This window comes from Aminobacter sp. MSH1 (genome assembly GCF_003071665.1).
GTDB classification, from domain to species: Bacteria; Pseudomonadota; Alphaproteobacteria; order Rhizobiales; family Rhizobiaceae; genus Aminobacter; species Aminobacter niigataensis.
In genome coordinates this window covers 372186-385929 of sequence record NZ_CP026265.1, presented here as the reverse complement: position 1 = coordinate 385929, position 13744 = coordinate 372186, and the positions used below count along the sequence as shown (strand labels likewise).

Here is a 13744-nt window from a genome sequence, read left to right as displayed (position 1 = left end):
CCAGGACGACAGCAGAACCGAATGGAGATCGAGCGATGTCGAAGGGTCCCGCGGACGCGCCCCCAAAATACCTGCGAACCAAGGAGGCAGCGCCCATCGTCGGCCTTTGCGCTCGCACGCTGGAAAAGCACCGGACCTATGGTACCGGCCCAAAATACCGCAAGGTGGGCGGGCGCGTTCTCTACGACATCGACGACCTGCACGCCTGGATCGAACTTGGCGCGCGCACCTCCACCAGTGATGCCAACGCGACTTATGTTCCGCCCGCCAAGCCGCATGCGGCGCGTGCGCCAGCCTATGCCGGCAGACGCGATCCCATCTCCTGACTTGCTGGGGTGGCGCCAATGCGGCATCGTTCGGCCGACCAGATTCAGCTTGAGCTGTTCCATGCCCGCTCAGGCGCCATCGCGCCACGCGATGCGCAAGACCTCATGTCGTGGCCGTTCTTCTCACTCGCCAAATCCCGCCGCGTGACACCGATCGACTTTCGCATGGGCGAGGTGTCGATCCGCGTCGAAGCGACGGTCGAACATGGCATGGCGACGATCTGGGATGCGGATATCCTGATCTGGGCGGCCAGCCAGATCGTCGACGCACGCGACAACGGCCTTCGCACATCACGCCTGATGTCGGCTACGCCCTACGAGATCCTTGCCTTCATCGACCGTGGCGATTCCGCCCATAGCTACAACAGATTGAAGGCTGCGCTCGACCGGCTGCAATCAACGACAGTCGCCACATCTATCCGCCAGTCGTCCGAGCGACGGCGCCATCGCTTCTCCTGGATAAACGAATGGAGGGAGCGAGTGGACGCTAGTGGCCGGCCGCTCGGCATCGAACTCGTCCTGCCGGACTGGTTTTATGCCGGCATCATTGACGATGCCCTGATCCTCACCATCGACCGCGAATATTTCGGGCTGACAGGTGGCCTCGAGCGCTGGCTTTATCGCCTCGTACGGAAGCACGGCGGCCATCAGGCCCAAGGCTGGAGTTTTGATCTCCGTCATCTGCATCTGAAGTCCGGCAGCCTGTCGCCGTTCAAACGCTTCACCTTCGACCTGCGCGAGATCGTCCGCAGTCAGCCGCTGCCCGGCTACCGACTGGCGCTCGCCCTCGATCCCGATGGCCGATCGCGCCTGACCTTCCAACCCGACCCGGGCGATCCATTCGCCAACACCCTAACAACCCGTCGCGCACCGCGCGGTCGCACAATCAAGGTTGTGAAATGACTGTGGACAGGCCCGTGCTATCAGGAACCGCAACACCCGTGCCATCGGGAACCGGATTCCCGTGCTATCAGGAACCGAAATCGGCCTTAAGTCCTTGTGGCGATTGCCGAACGCGGCCCTCTAACGTTTCTAACTGTGAATCCTTCGGATTCTTTCTAACGCAAAGCGCTGATCCACACGGCTGTGGACGACAGCGGAGAGTTGCCCCGTCGGTCTTAGCGAGCGACGAGATCTGTTCTTACTCCCAGATCGCAGCCGATGTCTCCGACGCCCGTTTCGCCTTCTCGGCTGCTGGTGCCTCCTGTCACGGAGGCCAGCATGAGTAATTTCACCCATGTCGAACTTGTGTGGCTGAAGAAGCGGATCGAGAACTACATCCGCTTCGGCAAGGTTGCCGCAAACAGGACTATCGATCGCAGTCGTCGTGTTGTCACCTTCGCGCCCGGCAGCATTTTTGCCTTCGTTCGCTGGACCGCCAACGATTTTGGCACCGTCGCCTCGCGCATCGACATCCTGCGCGCCGTTGCCATCGGCGAGCGCTGCTCGACAGTCGCCTATGTGCGTCCTGGCGCTGACATCCTACTCATGGCTATCGGATGGCCGAATGTCGAGAAGGTGCTGAATATCATAGACGCTGTCGAGGCGATCGACATCGATCCTGCTGACGCCTCGCCGGACTACTGGCGGCATGCCCACAGCCGGCTCGCAGCTAGAGAGGCGCCCAGGCCCTACACACGCCAGCGCCATGAGGCATGGCTCCTGCGCCGCAGGATTGAGCCATGAGCATGCGCGCAACGACCATTGCCATGATGCTCGGCAGTGCGGTCCTGGTCGCCGCGCCAGTGTGGGCCGGCCATCGACTGCAGTTCATTTGGAACGCATCAGCGAGCGTCCCCATGGGGCTCTACCGCGTCGAGCCGGTCGACAGGATCAATGTTGCCGATATCGCCGTCGTCATGCCGCCCGAGCCGCTGGCGGGCTTCCTTGCGGAGCGCGGTTATCTGCCGAACGGCGTGCCGCTTCTGAAGCGTGTGCTGGCACTCGGCGGACAGACCGTTTGCCGTCGCGGCACCGCGATCCTTGTCCGTGGCTTGACCTTTGGACATGCGCGCGAGCGTGACAGTCGTGGTCGGCCGCTGTTCGTCTGGCAGGGCTGTGGCGTCATTACCGATGGCGAAGTCTTCCTCATGAATTGGGATGCAGCCGACAGTTTTGACAGCCGCTATTTCGGGCCGCTGCCGCTCACTTCGATCATCGGCCGCGCGGTCCCGGTCTGGACCACCGACAGCACCTCTCCGGCGCCCGATGTTTCCGGCGAAGCGGATCACCGCGAGCCGTGACGGCGCCCAACCCTTAGCAACGCTTATCAAAGGAGCACCGCAATGGCCCAGATCGGCACCTTCACCCGCAACGATGACGGCTTCTTCGGCAACATTTCAACGCTGACGCTCGATGTGAAGCTCGCCATCCTGCCTGCCGAGAAATCGGATGCCGAAAACGCGCCGGATCACCGCGTCTTCTGCGAAGGCATGGAGATCGGCGCGGCATGGGAACGCACCGGCGAGAAGGCTGGTAGCTATCTTTCAGTCTCCGTCGACGATCCGTCCTTTACGCAGCCGATCCGTGCCAACCTGTTCCAGTCAGATGCCGAGAAGAGCGTCTGGGGCTTGCACTGGAGCCGGCCGTCGAAACGCGACGATCGAGGCTGATCGGATGCTCCGATTGCGCCTCAGCCAACTTTCTGCATCAAACCCTTTGATCGATCGGGCGCCGGTCAAACCCTTCGACCCGATCGCCCGTCAGACGGCTGCCGCGCGCAGCGCAGGTCAAGGGCGACCGGACGCTTGCCAATCGCTGCGGGCGCTCATCGCGCCGCAATTTGCGGCAAGCAAGTTCGGTCGGCGAAGCCGTGCCCTTGACGGAAGCGAGCACGGTGGCAGGCTGCCGACGCATCAGGATAGTGGTGCATGCGCCGTCACCCGCAGCAGTATGACGATGCTGTCTGCATTCGTCATACTCGCCCTTCCAGCGTCTTCCGTCTGCGCTGAGCCTGCCGCACATCGTGAGCGGTCGGCGCACTTCGGCAACGCCATCTCATTGTCTGATCCCTGGTCGGCGCATATCCGGGAGGCCGCCAAACGCTTTGCCATTCCCGAGCGGCTGCTTCGCGCCGTCATGCATGTCGAGAGTATTGGTGACATTCATGCGGTGTCGAGCAAGGGCGCGATGGGCTTGATGCAGATCATGCCGCCGACGTGGCAAGAGCTGCGTACCAAGTACCGCCTCGGTAACGATCCTTATCAGCCGCGCGACAACATTCTTGCCGGCGCAGCGTATCTCCGAGAGATGCTCGACCGCTTCGGCCCCAATGGCTTCCTCGCCGCCTACAATGCCGGTCCTGGGCGATACGAGGAGCACCTTTCGACCAGCCGACCGCTGCCGCGCGAGACGATCGATTATGTCAGGAAACTGGCACCGCTGATCAGTGGTGCGGTCCCCATTTCGACGAGTGCACGGCAAGGAGCGGGTAGGGCGAGTCCACTCGGTTCGACGGTTTTCACGCACACGGGCAACATTCGGAATGTCGCCGCATCGTATGGCGACCGTGGCGCGGACGTTGAGACTGAGGCCATGTTCACGGCGACTTATTCATCCAGTATGGAGCCGCCGATTGGTGGCGCCGTCACCGATCTGACGGCTTTCGAGCCGCTGTCGGGCATCTCCTCCGGTAGCGATACAATCGCACCGAATCCTGCTGCGCATGGCCTGTTTGTTCAGCGTTCTTCAGCCGCGTCACAATGATCATTACATGCCTGGTCAATCGCATTTTGGCCCGCTCCGTCGCAGAAATTGCGGAGGGAGGGTTGGTTTCCTGGGTGCGCGGGGAGGGATGGCAGGATAAAGGGCCGCGATGTGCGGCTCGGTCGGTTGTTTGTTTTTCTTACGATTTTCGCCGCGTTTTGCGATGTGCGCAGGAAACTTGCGATGTGTGCTCTGACCAACTTCTCAATCTTTCCAATGGAAGTCGCACCTCGCGGGCACATCATCCATGAACCGTGACGATGGTTTTCGTGTCCGTCCTGGCCGTATCCGATCGCGCGCCGGCCAGCGCGCACGGCCCTTTATCTTCCAGGCGCTTGCGGCCGCGCAGCGGGCAGGCGGGCATATTTCTCGCAAGGGCGGCATTGTCTCTCCACGCGCTTCGACGTTCGGCCGTGGCAGGTCGGCGAGCATCCGCGCTAATCGGTTCATCACCAGCCGTTCACGCGGTGCCGTCATCAAGGCGCGCGTGGTGCGTCAATTCGGTCGCGCTGCACCGCTTGCCGCGCATCTCAAATATCTCCGCCGCGAAGGCGTAACGCGCGACGGCGGAAAGGCAAAGATGTTTGGGCCGGAGACTGACGAGGTCAACCACGACGCCTTTGCCGAACGATGCAAGGACGACCGACACCATTTCCGTTTCATCGTTTCGCCGGACGATGCCCATGAGTTGGGCGACCTCAAAGGCTTCGCTCGCGACCTGATGGTCGACATGCAGCGCGACCTCGGCACGAGGCTCGACTGGATTGGTGTCGACCACTGGAACACCGGACATCCGCACATTCATATCCTTGTGCGGGGCGTTACTGATGATGGTGAGAACCTCGTCATTTCGCGCGACTACATCCGTCAGGGAATGCGCGACCGCGCGAGCGACATTCTCACCCAGACGCTGGGACTGCGGACAGACCAAGACATTCGCAGGACCATCGAGCGGCAGGTCGACACTGAGCGTTGGACACAGCTCGATCGGCAGCTTACTCGTGACGTTGATCGCCACGGCATAATCGATGTGGCGCCGCGTCCCGACCGCCAACCAGACGAGTTCCTGGCACTTAAGGTCGGACGTCTTCGCAGGCTCGAAAAGCTCGGCCTCGCCAGCGAGTTCGGCCCTGGCCAATGGACCATGGCTGAGGAAGCCGAGCCCACCTTGCGTGCGCTCGGCGAGCGCGGCGACATCATCAAGCGAATACATCGCAGTCTCGCTGGTCATGGCATCGACAAGACAGTGGCTGGCTATGTCCTTGCTGCCGAGGAAATCGACGCGCCCGTCATAGGCCGGCTGCTGGAGCGCGGCCTGGATGACGAGCTGCGTGGCTCGGCCTATGCCATTGTCGACGGTATCGACGGACGTACGCATCACATCCGCTTTCGTGATCTCGACGCCGCCGGGGATTCAGTGCCGGGCTCCGTCGTCGAGCTTCGCCGCTACAACGATGCGAAAGGTCGTGAACGCCTTGCGCTCGCCGTTCGCTCCGACTTCTCGCTCGAAGAGCAGATCCAGGCTGGCGGCGCCACCTGGCTCGACCGACAGCTTGTTGCGCGCGAGCCTGCGGAACTTGGCGAAGGCGGCTTCGGTCAGAAGGTCAGACAGGCGCTTGAGGACCGCACCAATCACTTGGTCGAGCACGGGCTTGCGCGGTCTGACGGACGACGCATCATCCTCTCAAGCAATTTGATCGACACGCTGCGCAGCCGGGAAGTCGAGGTGCTTGGCTCCCGGCTCGCCGTCGAGACAGGTTTGTCATTCGTGAAGGCCGCTGATGGCGATCATGTGGCCGGCATTTACCGGCAACGTTTCTCGCTCGCCTCCGGCCGCTTCGCCATGGTCGACGATGGCCTCGGTTTTAGGCTGGTGCCGTGGTCCTCATCGATCGAGAAGCATCTCGGCGACCACGTTGCTGGCATTGCACAAGCCAGTGGGGGAGTGGATTGGAATGTCGGAAGGAAGCGAGGAATCGGGCTTTGAGCGATCCCAAGTGTAGGTAAGGTAGAGCTACCCACTCTGAACCGCCTACCTTAAGCAAGTCTTTTCACGTCAGCACACGACCGGTTGCCTTTATCGCCCATTTCTTCTTGCCTGCGCTAGGTCCCGACATTCTCTATCCGCTCCTGACTGTTCAGTTCGGGAGACGAAAAATGCCGGCCACCAGAATTTTGTGGGGTCAAGTCGTCACCGTCCTTTCGGTCGTGCTCTTCGCCACCTGGTGCGCGACACAATGGACGGCCTGGCGGCTCGGCTTCCAGCCACAACTTGGTTCGCCTTGGTTCGAACTTGCCGGCCAGTCCGTCTATCCACCACCTGCATTTTTCTGGTGGTGGTTTTTCTACGATGCCTATGCACCAGAGGTTTTCGTCGAGGGTGCGCTGATCGCGGCGAGCGGCGGCTTCGTCGCAATCGCGGCTGCTATCGGCATGTCGGTTTGGCGGGCGCGAGAGGCAAAGGATGCTGCCACTTATGGTTCGGCGCGCTGGGCGACACGCGACGAAATTCGCGCTGAATGCATGATCGGTCCGGATGGCGTGGTGCTCGGCAAGCTAGAGCACGACTATCTTCGCCACGACGGTCCGGAACACGTGCTGTGCTTTGCGCCGACCCGAAGCGGTAAGGGCGTTGGCCTGGTTGTACCGTCGCTGCTCACATGGCCGGGTTCGGCGATCGTTCACGACATCAAGGGTGAGAACTGGGAGCTGACGGCCGGATGGAGAGCACGCTTCGGCTGTGTGCTGCTGTTCGATCCAACGAACGCGGGCTCGGCCGCCTACAATCCATTGCTGGAAGTCCGACGTGGGCAATGGGAAGTTCGTGACGTCCAGAACGTCGCCGATGTCCTTGTCGACCCCGAGGGCTCACTCGAACGGAGGAACCATTGGGAGAAGACCAGCCATGCATTGCTGGTTGGCGCCATCCTGCATGTGCTTTATGCCGAGAACGTCAAGACGCTTGCCGGCGTCGCCAGCTTTCTCTCCGATCCGCAACGGCCCATCGAATCAACTCTGCGCACAATGATGCTGACGCGGCATTTGGGCGACGCCGGTCCGCACCCGGTCGTGGCATCGGCAGCGCGCGAGTTGCTCAACAAGTCGGAGAATGAGCGATCGGGCGTGCTCTCGACGGCCATGAGCTTTCTGGGCCTCTACCGCGATCCTGTCGTGGCGAAAGTGACGTCACGTTGCGACTGGCGGATCGCGGACCTTGTCGAGGGCGAGCGGCCAACAACGCTCTATCTGGTCGTGCCGCCCTCAGACATCAGTCGCACCAAGCCGCTGATCCGCCTCGTGCTCAACCAGATCGGCCGCAGGCTGACTGAGGACCTTCACGCAAAGGACCGACGGCAGCGTCTGTTGATGATGCTCGATGAGTTCCCGGCTCTCGGCCGGCTCGATTTCTTCGAAAGCGCGTTGGCCTTCATGGCGGGCTACGGCATCAAGTCCTTCCTGATTGCGCAGTCTCTCAACCAGATCGAAAAGTCCTATGGGCCGAATAACTCCATCCTCGACAACTGCCATGTGCGTGTGAGCTTCGCCACCAATGACGAGCGGACGGCCAAGCGCGTTTCGGACTCGCTGGGAACGGGAACTGAGATGCGAGCCATGAAGAACTATGCTGGCCACAGATTATCGCCCTGGCTCGGACACCTGATGGTCTCGCGGCAGGAAACGGCGCGTGCGCTGATGACGCCCGGCGAGATCATGCAACTTCCGCCGACCGATGCCATTGTAATGGTGTCGGGCCTGTTCCCGATCCGGGCGAAGAAGGCACGCTACTTCGTCGATCCACGCCTTGCCGAGCGTGTCGTGGCGCCACCGAAGCCTGCAACGACCGAAAGAACGTCGCGACCCGACGACTGGACTAGCGCAACAGTCGCCGCGGCGTCGGAAGGCAATGCTCTCCAATCGCAGATCTTGACGGATACGCATGACGAGGACCCTGCAAATGGCGGCATTCGCCGCCAGCCCGAACTCCCCGAACACGAGGACATCGCGCCTCGGCGCACGGCTCATCTCGATGACGAGTTCGACCTCGACCGGGACGAGCCCGACGATGATGCCATCCGTCGGCGTGCGGTCGATCAGATAATGCGGCGCACCGCACGGCAGGCCGCCCTCGATCCCAATGATGGCATTGAGCTTTGAGCCCATGAAGAACACGAAGAAAAAACGGCTCTCAGCCTATCTCGATCCGGACGTGATGAACGCGCTTGCCGATTATTCTGCTCGGCGCGACGTGTCGCTATCATTAATCGCCGAGGCAGCGATCGCCTCGTTCCTGTCCCCGGATGCTGAGGAACGGAAGGAGGCGGCAATCGCCCGCCGCCTCGACCAAATCGACCGGCGCGTACAGCGCGTCGAGCGCGATGTCGGCATCGCCATCGAGACAATGGCGCTGTTCGTGCGCTTCTGGCTGAACTCGACGCCGGCTTTACCGGAATCTGCGCAGGCCGAAGCCCGTGCAAAAGGACTGCAGCGCTATGACGGGTTTATTGACGCGCTCGGCCGCAGATTGAGCAAAGGGCCAAAACTCAGGCAGGAAATCGCCGAGGACGTCCCGCCAGCCTCACCAACCGGCAAGGATGATTTGCCAGCGGGATAGGCACGGCCAAGCGCGAGATCGCCGCACCGCATTTTGCAAGTCTCTGCAGGTCGCATCACGACATCCCTTTTTGCTTGTTGCAAGGTCGATATTCCTGCCTCTTCTAATCATCCCCGACAGCGGCACGAACCAATTCGCCGCGAAGAATGGGGATCATCGTGGCAATCAATCATCAAGCCGGCAGGGAAGCGGTGTCGCGCGGTGCACGCATGCTGCGCACGGCGCTTGGGCCCGCCATTGCCGGCTTTCTTGAGGATCCTGATATCGTCGAGGTCATGCTCAACCCGGACGGGCGGCTCTGGGTCGACAGGCTGAAGGAAGGGCTCTCCGCCACCGATGAACTCTTGATCCCGGCTGATGGCGAACGGATCATCCGGCTGGTGGCGCATCATGTCGGTGCCGAGGTACATGCCGACAGCCCTCGCGTTTCGGCCGAACTGCCGGAAACAGGCGAGCGCTTCGAGGGCCTGCTGCCGCCTGTCGTGGCAGCACCCACCTTCGCCATCCGCAAGCCCGCCGTCGCCGTATTCACCCTCCAAGATTACGTCGCCGCCGGCATCGTGACCGAAGCCCAGGCTGACGTGCTGCGGCTCGCCGTCGAAAAACGCAAAAACATTCTGGTCGCCGGTGGCACGTCCACGGGCAAGACCACGCTGGTCAATGCGCTGCTGGCGGAGGTCGCCAAAACCGCCGACCGCGTCGTGTTGATCGAAGACACGCGTGAACTGCAGTGCGCGGCGCCTAACCTAGTGGCGCTGCGGACGAAAGACGGCGTCGCCTCGCTTTCCGATCTGGTGAAGTCGTCGCTGCGGCTTCGCCCCGATCGTATTCCGATTGGCGAGGTACGCGGCGCGGAAGCGCTCGACCTGTTGAAGGCCTGGGGCACCGGCCATCCCGGCGGCATCGGTACCATCCATGCAGGTTCCGCCCTTGGCGCATTGCGCCGTCTCGAGCAGTTGGTGCAGGAGGCCGTCGTCACGGTCCCACGCGCGCTCATTGCGGAGACGGTCGACATTGTTGCTGTGCTCGCCGGTCGCGGCTCGTCCCGCCGGCTCGTTGAGATCGCGCTGGTCGACGGGCTCGACACAGTCACCGGCGACTACCGCATGCTCAAGGCCATCGAGACCCAACCAGACATGGAACCACAATCCCCCATGGAGCTCTAAAATGAATCCGATCCGCTCTACTTCATCGTCTATGCCCAGGGTTGCGGCACTGCTTTCCACGGCTGCGGCGACTACAGCCGGTATGACCATCATGATCGCGCCGGCTTTTGCCGCCGGTTCTTCCATGCCGTGGGAAGAGCCGCTTCAACAGATTCTCGAATCCGTTGAGGGGCCGGTCGCCAAGATCGTGGCGGTGATCATCATCATCGTTACCGGGTTGTCGCTCGCCTTCGGCGACACGTCGGGCGGATTCCGTCGGCTGATCCAGGTCGTTTTTGGGCTCTCGATCGCCTTCGCGGCGAGCTCGTTTTTCCTGTCGTTTTTCTCCTTCGGCGGCGGGGCGCTCGTCTGATGACTATGCTGGAAGACGAAGAAGTTCGCGGCTTTTTCGCGCCGGTGCATCGCGCGCTCACCGAGCCGATCCTGCTCGGCGGCGCGCCGCGCGCCGTCGCCATCGCCAACGGCACGCTCGCCGGGGCCGTTGGGCTAGGCCTCCGCCTCTGGATCGCTGGTCTCGTCATCTGGGCGATCGGCCACTTCGCCGCCGTCTGGGCCGCTAAGCGCGACGCGCAATTCGTCGACGTGGTTCGCCGGCACCTGCGCTACCCCGCGCATTTCGGCTGCTGAGAGGTTTTGCCATGATGAACCTAGCCGAATACCGCAAGAAGAGCACCAGTCTTGCCGACTATTTGCCTTGGGCAGCACTGGTCGCGCCGGGCGTGGTGCTCAATAAGGATGGCTCGTTCCAGCGAACCGCGCGTTTTCGCGGTCCCGATCTCGACAGTGCGACGCCGGCCGAACTGGTCGGTACTACTGCACGGTTGAACAGCGCGCTGCGCCGTCTCGGGTCCGGCTGGGCGATCTTTGTGGAAGCGCAACGCAACCCAACCACCGACTATCCTGACGACCGGTTCCCAGATTCCGCATCGGCGCTGCTCGAGATCGAACGGCGAGAGCAATTCGAGGATGCGCCCGACCAGGGATCGCCACGCTTGCGCGATCATCGGCCGAACGGGGACCTGTTCGAGAGCAGCTATTTCCTCACCTTCGTCTGGCTGCCACCGACCGAGGAAGCGTCGCGGATGGAGGGCTGGCTTTACGAAGGTCGGGAAAAGACCAACGTCGATCCGTGGGAACATTTGAAGAGTTTTGTCGACCGCACCGACCGGGTGCTGAAGCTGGTCGAAGGTTTTGTCCCGGAAGCCTTCTGGCTCGATGACCGGGAGACACTGACCTACCTGCACTCTTGCGTTTCCACCAAACGCCATCGCGTTCGCGTGCCAGAAACCCCGATGCATCTCGATGCGCTGCTGGTCGATCAGCCGCTCGCCGGCGGATTGGAACCGAGGCTCGGCGATGCCCATCTGCGCACGCTCACCATCATCGGTTTCCCCAGCGCAACCTTTCCGGGGATCCTCGACGAACTCAATCGGCTTGCCTTCGCCTACCGCTGGTCAACGCGAGCGATCATGCTCGACAAGACTGACGCCACCAAACTGCTGACGAAGATTCGCCGCCAGTGGTTCGCCAAACGCAAGTCAGTGGCTGCCATCCTGAAGGAGGTGATGACCAGTGAGGCATCAGTCCTCGTCGACACGGACGCCGCCAACAAGGCGGCCGATGCCGACGCGGCTCTGCAGGATCTCGGTTCCGACCAGATCGGTCAGGCCTATGTCACCGCAACCCTGACGGTTTGGGATGGCGATCCGTCGAGCGCCGACGAGAAACTTCGGCTCCTCGAGACGGTCATTCAGGGTCGGGACTTCACCTGCATCGTCGAAAGCGTCAACGCGATCGAGGCATGGCTAGGCAGCATTCCCGGCCACGTGTACGCGAATGTCCGCCAGCCACCGCTGTCGACACTGAACCTGGCCCATATGATCCCGCTCTCGGCGGTCTGGGCAGGCCCTGAAACAGACGAGCATCTTGGCGCTCCGCCGCTGTTCTTCGCCAGGACAGAAGGCGCAACGCCGTTCCGGTTCAGCCTGCATGTCGGCGATGTCGGCCACACCCTGGTGATCGGACCGACGGGTGCGGGCAAGTCAGTCTTGTTGGCACTCATGGCACTTCAGTTCCGGCGATACGAGAACAACCAGATCTTTGCCTTCGATTTTGGCGGCTCGATCCGCGCCGCGATACTTGCCATGGGTGGCGACTGGCACAATCTGGGAAGCAATGCGTCGAGCGGTCAGGGTCCTGACGATCCGCTTGCTCTGCTCACCCTGGCGGATCTTTCGGACGACATCGACGCCGTTTCGCTACAGCCGCTTGCCCGTATCCATCACACGCCGGAGCGGGCCTGGGCAGCTGACTGGCTCGTCGACATTCTGCTGCGCGAGGGCGTGCCTGTCACGCCGGAGGTTAGGGAATATCTCTGGTCAGCGCTGACGTCACTGGCCAGCGCGCCGGTTCAGGAACGGACGATGACCGGCCTGATGGTGCTGCTGCAGTCATCGTCACTCAAGCAGGCACTGCGGCCCTATTGCATTGGCGGCCCCTATGGCCGGCTGCTCGATGCCGAGCATGAACGTCTCGGCGAGGCACCCGTTCAGGCCTTCGAGACCGAGGGTCTGATCGGCACAGGTGCAGCTCCGGCCGTGCTTGCCTATCTCTTCCATCGCATCGAGCAAAGGATGGACGGCAGGCCGACGCTGCTGATTATCGACGAGGGTTGGCTGGCGCTCGACGATGGCGGCTTCGCCGATCAACTGCGCGAATGGCTAAAAACCCTTCGCAAGAAAAATGCTTCCGTTGTCTTCGCCACTCAGTCGCTCTCCGACATCGATAGCAGCAGGATTGCGCCGGCCATCGTCGAAAGCAGTCCAACGCGGCTGTTCCTGCCGAACGAGCGTGCCATCGAGCCGCAGATTACCCAGATCTACCGGCGCTTCGGCCTCAATGACCGCCAGATCGAGATCGTCAGCCGGGCGACGCCGAAGCGCGACTACTACTGCCAATCGCGCCGCGGCAACCGGCTGTTCGAACTGGGCCTTGGTCCGATAGCGCTGTCGCTGTGCGCCGCATCGTCCAAGACCGATCAGGCGGCGATCGAGCGGATCATCGCTGAGGGCGGCCGGCAACACTTCCTTGAGGCTTGGCTTGCCGATCGCGGTCTCTCCTGGGCAGCCGACCTCGTTCCCGGGCTCACCAACGTCATCGACCAATCCGCAAGGGAGGTTTCCTCATGAAGTCCGTTTTTGCACGTCGCCGTATCCGTCGCATGGCGGCAGCTGGCGCACTCGCTGCTGTTGTTGGGCTGTCGTCGTGGCCAGCGTCGGGGTTGATCGTGTTCGATCCCAGGAACTATGCCGAAAACCTGCTTTCGGCCTCTCGCGCGCTGGAGCAGATCCAGAACCAGATCACCTCGCTTCAGAACGAAGCTCAGATGCTGATCAACCAGGCGAAAAACCTCACCTCGTTGCCGACCACGCTGCTTAGCCAGATCGAGGGCAATTTCTCCAAGATGAAGAGCCTGCTCGGCGAGGCCGACAGGCTTGCCTACAGCGTCCAGGGTATCGAGAGCCAGTTCGCTTCCACCTACGAAAAATTCGGTTCGGAGCTTTCCAGCCAGCAGCTTGTCGATAGCGCACGCGAGCGCTGGCAGACCTCGGTATCGGCCTTTGAACATTCATTGAAGGCCGGAGCCGTCGCCGTCGACAATATCGAGGGGACCAAGGAACAGACCAGCGCATTGGTCGGCGCCAGCCAGTCGGCTGTAGGCGTGTTGCAGGCGACACAAGCCGGCAACCAGTTGCTCGCCGTGCAGGCACAGCAAATGGCCGACCTCACGGCAATGCTCGCCGCGCAAGGAAGGGCGGCAGCGCTCGAAGAAGCAAGAAAGGCAGCAGCGCAGGAGCAGGCGCGAGAACAGTTCAGTCGCTTCATGACGGGCAGCGGCTACAGCCCGTCATCCGTGAAGATGTTCCACGACTGAG

The 13744-nt window shown here is 61.9% G+C and carries 14 protein-coding genes; all 14 read left to right on the top strand.

The features are described from left to right. The first annotated feature begins 35 nt into the window (after positions 1-35). Positions 36-326: a helix-turn-helix domain-containing protein gene (locus CO731_RS01940; protein ID WP_108605716.1), complete on the top strand. Its 291-nt coding sequence runs from the start codon at positions 36-38 to the stop codon at positions 324-326. Between the two features lie 18 nt (positions 327-344). Next, a complete protein-coding gene (locus tag CO731_RS01935; RefSeq protein ID WP_108605715.1) occupies positions 345-1229 on the top strand; it encodes a replication initiator protein A in 885 nt (294 codons plus the stop codon). Between the two features lie 318 nt (positions 1230-1547). Further along, entirely contained in the window at positions 1548-2012 is a 465-nt protein-coding gene (locus CO731_RS01930; RefSeq protein ID WP_108605714.1) for a DUF2840 domain-containing protein, read from the top strand. Next, positions 2009-2569 carry a S26 family signal peptidase gene (locus tag CO731_RS01925; protein WP_108605713.1) on the top strand — a complete coding sequence of 187 codons (561 nt, stop codon included), beginning with the start codon at positions 2009-2011 and terminating at the stop codon, positions 2567-2569. The genes CO731_RS01930 and CO731_RS01925 overlap by 4 nt, the downstream gene beginning before the upstream one ends. A 42-nt stretch (positions 2570-2611) precedes the next feature. Beyond that, entirely contained in the window at positions 2612-2938 is a 327-nt protein-coding gene (locus CO731_RS01920; protein WP_108605712.1) for a DUF736 domain-containing protein, read from the top strand. A 13-nt stretch (positions 2939-2951) separates the two neighbouring features. Continuing rightward, positions 2952-4031: a lytic transglycosylase domain-containing protein gene (locus CO731_RS01915; protein ID WP_245439578.1), complete on the top strand. Its 1080-nt coding sequence runs from the start codon at positions 2952-2954 to the stop codon at positions 4029-4031. Positions 4032-4278: 247 nt separating this feature from the next. After that, positions 4279-6018: a VirD2 family relaxase/mobilization nuclease gene (locus CO731_RS01910; RefSeq protein WP_108605711.1), complete on the top strand. Its 1740-nt coding sequence runs from the start codon at positions 4279-4281 to the stop codon at positions 6016-6018. Positions 6019-6188: 170 nt separating this feature from the next. Next, positions 6189-8186: a conjugal transfer protein TraG gene (locus CO731_RS01905; protein WP_108605710.1), complete on the top strand. Its 1998-nt coding sequence runs from the start codon at positions 6189-6191 to the stop codon at positions 8184-8186. A gap of 4 nt (positions 8187-8190) precedes the next feature. Then, positions 8191-8643 carry a CopG family transcriptional regulator gene (locus CO731_RS01900; protein WP_108605709.1) on the top strand — a complete coding sequence of 151 codons (453 nt, stop codon included), beginning with the start codon at positions 8191-8193 and terminating at the stop codon, positions 8641-8643. Between the two features lie 209 nt (positions 8644-8852). Continuing rightward, on the top strand, positions 8853-9809 hold the full coding sequence (gene trbB, locus CO731_RS01895; protein WP_199914601.1) for a P-type conjugative transfer ATPase TrbB: 957 nt from the start codon (positions 8853-8855) through the stop codon (positions 9807-9809). 82 nt (positions 9810-9891) lie between these two features. Further along, positions 9892-10161 carry a TrbC/VirB2 family protein gene (locus CO731_RS01890; protein WP_245439977.1) on the top strand — a complete coding sequence of 90 codons (270 nt, stop codon included), beginning with the start codon at positions 9892-9894 and terminating at the stop codon, positions 10159-10161. Then, positions 10161-10436, top strand: a complete 276-nt coding sequence (locus CO731_RS01885) for a VirB3 family type IV secretion system protein (RefSeq protein ID WP_108605706.1) — start codon at positions 10161-10163, stop codon at positions 10434-10436. Before CO731_RS01890 ends, CO731_RS01885 begins: the two co-directional genes overlap by 1 nt. 11 nt (positions 10437-10447) lie before the next feature. Then, positions 10448-12997: a conjugal transfer protein TrbE gene (trbE, locus tag CO731_RS01880; RefSeq protein ID WP_108605705.1), complete on the top strand. Its 2550-nt coding sequence runs from the start codon at positions 10448-10450 to the stop codon at positions 12995-12997. Then, positions 12994-13743 (top strand): P-type conjugative transfer protein TrbJ, encoded by a 750-nt coding sequence (trbJ, locus tag CO731_RS01875; RefSeq protein WP_199914537.1) that lies wholly within the window; start codon positions 12994-12996, stop codon positions 13741-13743. Before trbE ends, trbJ begins: the two co-directional genes overlap by 4 nt. The last annotated feature ends 1 nt before the right edge of the window (position 13744 follow it).

Bases quoted from the DNA above. Each gene is read 5' to 3' on its own strand.
- trbB (WP_199914601.1), top strand. From the start codon at position 8,853: ATGCTGCGCACGGCGCTTGGGCCCGCCATTGCCGGCTTTCTTGAGGAT.
- CO731_RS01910 (WP_108605711.1), top strand. From the start codon at position 4,279: ATGAACCGTGACGATGGTTTTCGTGTCCGTCCTGGCCGTATCCGATCG.
- CO731_RS01890 (WP_245439977.1), top strand. From the start codon at position 9,892: ATGACCATCATGATCGCGCCGGCTTTTGCCGCCGGTTCTTCCATGCCG.
- CO731_RS01940 (WP_108605716.1), top strand. From the start codon at position 36: ATGTCGAAGGGTCCCGCGGACGCGCCCCCAAAATACCTGCGAACCAAG.
- CO731_RS01925 (WP_108605713.1), top strand. From the start codon at position 2,009: ATGAGCATGCGCGCAACGACCATTGCCATGATGCTCGGCAGTGCGGTC.
- CO731_RS01905 (WP_108605710.1), top strand. From the start codon at position 6,189: ATGCCGGCCACCAGAATTTTGTGGGGTCAAGTCGTCACCGTCCTTTCG.
- CO731_RS01885 (WP_108605706.1), top strand. From the start codon at position 10,161: ATGACTATGCTGGAAGACGAAGAAGTTCGCGGCTTTTTCGCGCCGGTG.
- CO731_RS01930 (WP_108605714.1), top strand. From the start codon at position 1,548: ATGAGTAATTTCACCCATGTCGAACTTGTGTGGCTGAAGAAGCGGATC.
- CO731_RS01920 (WP_108605712.1), top strand. From the start codon at position 2,612: ATGGCCCAGATCGGCACCTTCACCCGCAACGATGACGGCTTCTTCGGC.
- CO731_RS01900 (WP_108605709.1), top strand. From the start codon at position 8,191: ATGAAGAACACGAAGAAAAAACGGCTCTCAGCCTATCTCGATCCGGAC.
- CO731_RS01935 (WP_108605715.1), top strand. From the start codon at position 345: ATGCGGCATCGTTCGGCCGACCAGATTCAGCTTGAGCTGTTCCATGCC.
- trbE (WP_108605705.1), top strand. From the start codon at position 10,448: ATGATGAACCTAGCCGAATACCGCAAGAAGAGCACCAGTCTTGCCGAC.
- trbJ (WP_199914537.1), top strand. From the start codon at position 12,994: ATGAAGTCCGTTTTTGCACGTCGCCGTATCCGTCGCATGGCGGCAGCT.